This is a genomic window from Mycobacteriales bacterium (assembly GCA_035995165.1).
Classification (GTDB): Bacteria; Actinomycetota; Actinomycetes; order Mycobacteriales; family CADCTP01; genus CADCTP01.
In genome coordinates this window covers 1-6,004 of the sequence record DASYKU010000015.1, presented here as the reverse complement: position 1 = coordinate 6,004, position 6,004 = coordinate 1, and the positions used below count along the sequence as shown (strand labels likewise).

General features: G+C 72.7%; 5 protein-coding genes. 1 reads left to right on the top strand and 4 read right to left on the bottom strand.

Annotation, left to right across the window (positions count from 1 at the left end; genetic code table 11):
- The 4 genes from VGP36_02490 to VGP36_02475 form a co-directional block, all read right to left on the bottom strand.
- Positions 1 to 964 (bottom strand): S1 family peptidase (locus VGP36_02490; GenBank protein HEV7653592.1); only part of this gene is annotated, 964 nt, incomplete at its 3' end.
- A 287-nt stretch (positions 965 to 1,251) separates the two neighbouring features.
- Positions 1,252 to 2,295: a S1 family peptidase gene (locus VGP36_02485; GenBank protein HEV7653591.1), complete on the bottom strand. Its 1,044-nt coding sequence runs from the start codon at positions 2,293 to 2,295 to the stop codon at positions 1,252 to 1,254.
- A gap of 316 nt (positions 2,296 to 2,611) precedes the next feature.
- A complete protein-coding gene (locus VGP36_02480; protein HEV7653590.1) occupies positions 2,612 to 3,808 on the bottom strand; it encodes an amidohydrolase in 1,197 nt (398 codons plus the stop codon).
- The gene (locus VGP36_02475) at positions 3,805 to 4,941 is read right to left on the bottom strand and encodes a glutamate--cysteine ligase (protein ID HEV7653589.1); all 1,137 of its coding nucleotides are present in this window, start codon (positions 4,939 to 4,941) and stop codon (positions 3,805 to 3,807) included. The genes VGP36_02480 and VGP36_02475 overlap by 4 nt, the downstream gene beginning before the upstream one ends.
- Before the next feature lie 206 nt (positions 4,942 to 5,147).
- Here VGP36_02475 and VGP36_02470 point away from each other — a divergent pair.
- The coding region (locus VGP36_02470) for a serine/threonine-protein kinase (protein HEV7653588.1) at positions 5,148 to 6,004 on the top strand (857 nt) is incomplete at its 3' end.

Below are 6,004 nucleotides of genomic sequence, written 5' to 3'. Positions count from 1 at the left end.
TCTGGAAGACCGTGCCCTCCGCGTACTGCACGGTGACGTTGGTCGCCTGCACGGTGCCGCAGGTCAGGCCGGTGGTGCTGCCGGACTTGCAGATCGACTGCCCGACGACCGCGTTGCCGGCACCGGTGATCGACTGGCTGGAGCCGTTGTAGAGGTTGACCGTCGGCGACGCCGGCTGGCCGGTGTTCTGCACCAGACCGAAGTCGCTGGTCGGGAAGTGCGAGTCGACCGAGGGGCCGAGCGGGCTGCCGTCGGAGGCGAAGTACGCCGGCAGGCCCGCGGTGCAGTGCCCGGCGGTGACCACGCCGCCGGTGGTGTTGAAGCCGGCCGAGCAGCGGAAGCTGTCGGTCAGGATCGCGTCGCCGCCCTGCAGCTGCGGGGCGAAGCCGGCACTGGTGTGCTGGATCCGGACGGCCGAGCCGTACCGGGCCGCGGTCTTCTCCAGGGTGGCGGCCCGGGCGGCCGGCGCCGCGGCCGAGATCGTGACGACGACCTGGTTGGCCTTCGGGTCGACGCCCCAGGCGCTGCCGGGCGTCCGGGGGGCCTTGTTCAGCGCGGCCGTGATGCCGTCCAGCTGCGCCGAGCTGTGGCTGACGACCTTGGCCCGCGCGCCGGCGGCGGTGACCGTCTTCGCGGCGGCGGCGTCGGTCACGGTGACCACCAGCGCGCCGGTCCTGGCGTCGAGGTAGCTGCCGGCGCCCTTGACCGCGCCGACCTGCGTGGTGAGCTTGTCCGCCAGGGCCGATTGGCTACGCTGCGCGGCGACCCTGGCGGAAGCGGTGGTGGTGTCGACGCCGGTCGCGGCGACGAGGACCGCGGACTCGGCGGACAGGACGGCGGAGCCGCCCGGTGCTGGGGCCGCGGACGCGCTGCCCGAGGGCAGCGCGAGCGCCCCTGCGGCCGCGAGGACGGCGGCCGCGGCGACGAGGACCGTACGTCCCCGGCGCGGGTGTGCAGTTCCCATTCAAATCTCCTCGAGAGTCGACGTTCACGCCCGAACGGCGTGCTTCCGGAACCATCTCGCGGAGGAGCATTATTAGGCCGTTCGGCCCAGAACTCCTCTGTGGGTATGTGGACACCCTCATCGGAACAGTCCGTCCGGGTCAACCTTTCGCAATGCCTAACCACCCGAACGGCCCAGCAATTACTACACCGAGTTCTCGCAACGTGCTCGAACGACCAGAACGCCCACCGCCGGAGCGGTGGGCGTTCCAGGTCGAGCGACGTGCATTCGGCCTAACGTGCGTACGTCTAGAAGACGTGCAGGCCGAACAGACCGAGGGGCTCGGTGACCGGCTGGAAGAACGTCGTCCCGCCGGAGGTGCAGTTGCCGCTGCCGCCGGAGGTGAGGCCGAAGGCGATCGTGCCGCGGTAGAGCGAGCCGCCGCTGTCGCCGGGCTCGGCGCAGACGGAGGTGCGGATCAGGCCGGTGACGGTGCCCTCGGCGTACCGGACGGTCGCGTTGAGCTGCTGCACGGTGCCGGAGTGGATGCCGGTGGTGCTGCCGCGACGGGTCACGGTGCTGTTGACGGCCGGGGTGCCGGAGGAGGTGATGTCCTGGCTGCCGACGGTGCCGGAGGCCGGCACGGTGCCGGTGTAGCGCACCACGCCGTAGTCGTTACCCGGGAAGCTGGTGTTCGTCCGGGTGCCGATCAGCTGACCGCTGGAGGTCGTCCAGGTCGCGCCGATGTTGGTGCAGTGGCCGGCGGTGAGGAAGAAGTTCTGGTTGGCGCTGTTGCGCACGTTGAACCCGAGCGAGCAGCGCGCGCCGCTGACCAGGATCGCGTCGCCGCCGGTGATCAGCGGCCGGACCGGCGCGGCCAGCGTCTCGACCCGGACCGCGGAGCCGGCCGCCTTGGCGACGGCCTTGAGCTGGGTGACCGCGGCGCCCTTGGCGGTGGCCGGGATCGAGAGCACGACCTGGTTGGTCACCGGGTCGGTGCCCCAGGTGGAGCCGACGACGGCCGGCGCCTTGAGCAGCGCCGCGTCGGCGCCCGCGAGCTGGGCCGCGGTGTGGGTGACGAACTTCGGCGTCGCGCCCGAGGCCCGCACCGTCGCGGCGGAGGCCTGGTCGGTGACGTTGACGACGAGCTTGCCGCCGGCGACGTAGCTGCCGAGCGAGTTGGCGCCGAGAGCCTTGGCCACGGCCACGCTCTGCACGTCCGCGGTGGCGGCGGCGGGAGCGGCGGTCGGGGCGGGCGCGGCCTGCGCGGCGGGAGCGGCGAGCGCTCCGGCCACGGCCAGACCCAGTGCGCCGGTGAGCGCGGTCCGGCGGAACAGTGACCCTCGGGTCATGGTGCCTCCAGGTGTGGGGCGACGCGCCTGATGGCGCGTCGAGGTCGGCCGGACGGACCACTCGGACCGCGAGGGGATAAGGGCCGAATGGATCACTAGACTTACACCTGTCCAGCCGCGGGAAGTAAACGACGCCTCACAGGCCGCACACAAGGAGCGTCACCCGATCGGGCGGGATACCCTCTGTAGGCACCGCATGGGTACGGACGACCGGACGCGACCGGCCGTACGGACCAGTACACGCTGGTCCGAGCGGGCGTCTAGAGGCCGCGACGAACCGACAGCGGAGCGTGTCCGCGGGCCGTTCGAGGGCGGGTCAGCCCAGTACGGTCAGCGCGGTGTGCACCAGCACCCGGACGCCGACGGCAAGGGCATCCTCATCGATGTCAAAAGTGGGCTGATGCAGGTCCAGGTACGGCCCGGTGTCGCCGGGCGGCCGTACCCCGAGGCGGGCCAGGGCGCCCGGCACGTGGCTGAGATACCACGCGAAGTCCTCGCCGCCGAGGCTCTGCTCGGTGTCCGCGACCGCGTCCGCGCCCAGCGCCGCGGTGATCCCGGCCCGGAACGCGGCGGTCGAGGCGGCGTCGTTGGACACCGGCGGCACGCCCTGCAGGTACTGGACGTCGACGGCGGCGCCGGTCGGGGCGACCAACTGCTCGACCAGCGTCCGGACCATCTCCTCGGCGCCCTCCCAGGCGTCCCGGTCCAGCATCCGGACGGTGCCGGTGAGCATGCCGTGCTGCGGGATCGTGTTCGGCGCGACCCCGGCCTGCACCGCACCCCAGACCAGGGACATGCCGTGCCGCGGGTCGGCCCGCCGGGACAGCAGCCCCGGCGCGTCGGCGATCACCCGGCCGAGCGCGTAGACCAGGTCGACCGTGGTGTGCGGGCGGGCGGTGTGCCCGCCCGGACCGGACAGCAGCACGTCGACCTTGTCGCAGGCCGCGGTGATCGCGCCGGCCCGCAGGCCGACCCGGCCGGTCTCCAGCTTCGGGTCGCAGTGCAGCGCGAAGATCCGCTCGACGTCCTTGAGCACGCCGCCGTCGATCGCGTCCAGGGCACCGCCGGGCACGGCCTCCTCGGCCGGCTGGAAGACCACCCGGACCCGGCCGTCGCGGACCGGCCCGGAGGCCAGCGCGAGCGCGGCGCCGAGCACGATCGTCGTGTGCGCATCGTGACCGCAGGCGTGGCAGACGCCTGGCGTCGAGGACGCGTACGGCACCTCTTTCACGTCCTGCAGCGGCAGCGCGTCGATGTCCGCGCGCAGCGCGACGACGCGGTCGCCCGTACCGACGTCGCAGAACAGGCCGGTGCCGGTGGGGAGCGGGTGCGGGTGCAGGCCGGCCGCGGACAGCGCCCCGGCCAGTCGCGCGGTGGTGCGGTGCTCCTCGTAGCCGAGCTCGGGGTTCTGATGCAGTTCTCTACGGAACGTGATCAGCCCGGATCCGTGCTCGAGCAGCCAGCGGTCCAGCCAGGCAGCCTCGCGGAGCCCCCCGGTCGACGGTCCTGTCACAACGGCAGCCCTACCCGCATCTCGTCCAGCAGTGCGTCCACGACAGGCCGGAGCTGCCCGCCCGCGCTGGCGGCAACCCGACGCTGTCGCTGGTAGCTCGCACCGTGCTCGAGGATCCTCGGCACGAGCGCGAGCTCAGCCTCACAGCCGAGCCGTCGAGCGGTCGGCGTGAGGTCGTCGACGAGCTCGTGAATGGCCGCGCGTACTGGGCGAACCGTGCCGCGTGCGTCCACCACGATCTCCGCATCCAGACCATACCTGGCGGCTCGCCACTTGTTCTCCCGAACCACCCAGGCCCGCGGTTCGGGCAGCCGGAACCCGCGGTCGAGCTGGCCGTCCATCTGCTCGACCAGGCACTGCGCCATCGCCGCGACCGCGGTCACCTCGTCCAGCGTCGGCAGCCCGTCGCAGATGCGCAGCTCGACCGTGCCGAAGTCGGGGTGCGGCCGGATGTCCCACCAGACCTCGCGGACCGTGTCGATCGCCTTGGTCCGGATCAGCAGCTCCATGTACTTCTCGAACTCGTCCCAGTCCCGCAGCTGGTACGGCAGTCCCGCGGTCGGCAGCGCCTCGAACACCTTGCTCCGGTACGACGCGAGCCCGGTGTCGCCGCCCAGCCAGAACGGGCTGGACGCGGACAGCGCCAGGAAATGCGGCACGTAGTCCAGCAGCGCGTTGACGATCGGCATCACCTTCTCGGCCGACCGGACCCCGACATGGACGTGCACGCCGAAGATCTGCAGCCGCTGGGCCAGCAGCTGGTTGCGCTCGACCAGCATCCGGTAGCGCTCGCCGGCCGAGATCCGCTGCGTCTTCCAGTCCGTCGTCGGGTGCGTGCCGGAGCACATCACCCCGAGGTGGCGCCGGGCCGCCGCGGCCTCGACCTCGGCCACGGTGCCGGCCAGGTCGGCGCGGGCCTCGGCCACGGTCGTGCAGACACCCGTGATCACCTCGACGCAGGACTGCAGCAGCTCGTGCTTGGCCTTGGGGTGCTCGACGCCCTCGGCCGGGGCCAGCTCGGCCAGGATCTCGTCCGCGCCCGCGCTCAGCAGACCGCTGTCGAGGTCGACCAACTCCAGCTCCCACTCGATCCCGAGGCTGGACCGCTCGGAGGCGCTGAAGTCGATCCGCACGCCGCCGAGAGTACGGACCGGTGCGCGCCTCGGGCTGCCAGTGGGTAGGGCATGCGGCGTAAGGTCGCAGGGTCCCGCGGAGCCCGATCGCGCCGTGCGGAGTGTCCGCAGGTCTCGCGCGCCGGTTTCCGTCCGGTGACCCCGGTGGCCGAGGATGGGCGGACGCGGGGCACGCAGGAGACCCGCGGGAGGCAGGAAGGGAGACCGTGGTCACACCAGGGGGCCAGCGTGGCGGGGGCCGCGTGCTCGCCCGGCGCTACCACCTCCAGCGGGTGCTCGGCCGCGGTGCGATGGGCGCCGTCTGGGAGGCCGAGGACACCTTCCTGCGCCGTACGGTCGCCGTGAAGGAGGTCGTGCTCCCGGGCAGCCTGTCCCCGGAGGAGCGCGCGGTCAGCTGCGAGCGGACGCTGCGGGAGGCGCGCGCGATCGCCCGGCTCGGCCACCCGAACGTGGTCACCCTCTTCGACGTGCTGGACGAGGACGCCCGGCCCTGGGTGGTCATGGAGCTGGTTCCGTCCCGGTCGCTGGCCGAGGTGATCAAGGAGGACGGCCCGCTGCACCCGCTGCGGGTGGCCACCGTGGGGCTGGCCATCCTCGGCGCGCTGGAGGCGGCGCACGCGGCCGGCATCACCCACCGCGACGTGAAGCCCGGCAACATCCTGCTCGGGCACGACGGCCGGGTGAAGCTCACCGACTTCGGCATCGCCCGGGCGGCCGGCGACGACACGATCACCGGCACCGGGCTGCTGGTCGGGTCCCCTTCCTACATCGCCCCGGAGATCGTCAAGGGCCAGGAGGCCGGCGCGCCGGCGGACCTGTGGGGTCTCGGCGCCACGCTGTACGCGGCGGTCGAGGGACGCCCGCCGTACGAGGGCTCCGACTCGATGGCCGTGCTCGGCGCGATCCTCACCCAGGAGCCCACCCGCCCGCAACGGGCGGGGGCTCTGGTCGCGGTCCTGGAGGGACTGCTCCGCAAGAACCCTGCCGACCGGATGTCCGCCGCCCAGGTGTCGGACCTGCTGGACCGGATACTGCTCAGCCACGGCTCCAGCACCCCGAACCG

Coding starts and splice junctions, on each gene's coding strand:
- VGP36_02485 (HEV7653591.1), bottom strand. CDS start 2,295: ATGACCCGAGGGTCACTGTTCCGCCGGACCGCGCTCACCGGCGCACTG.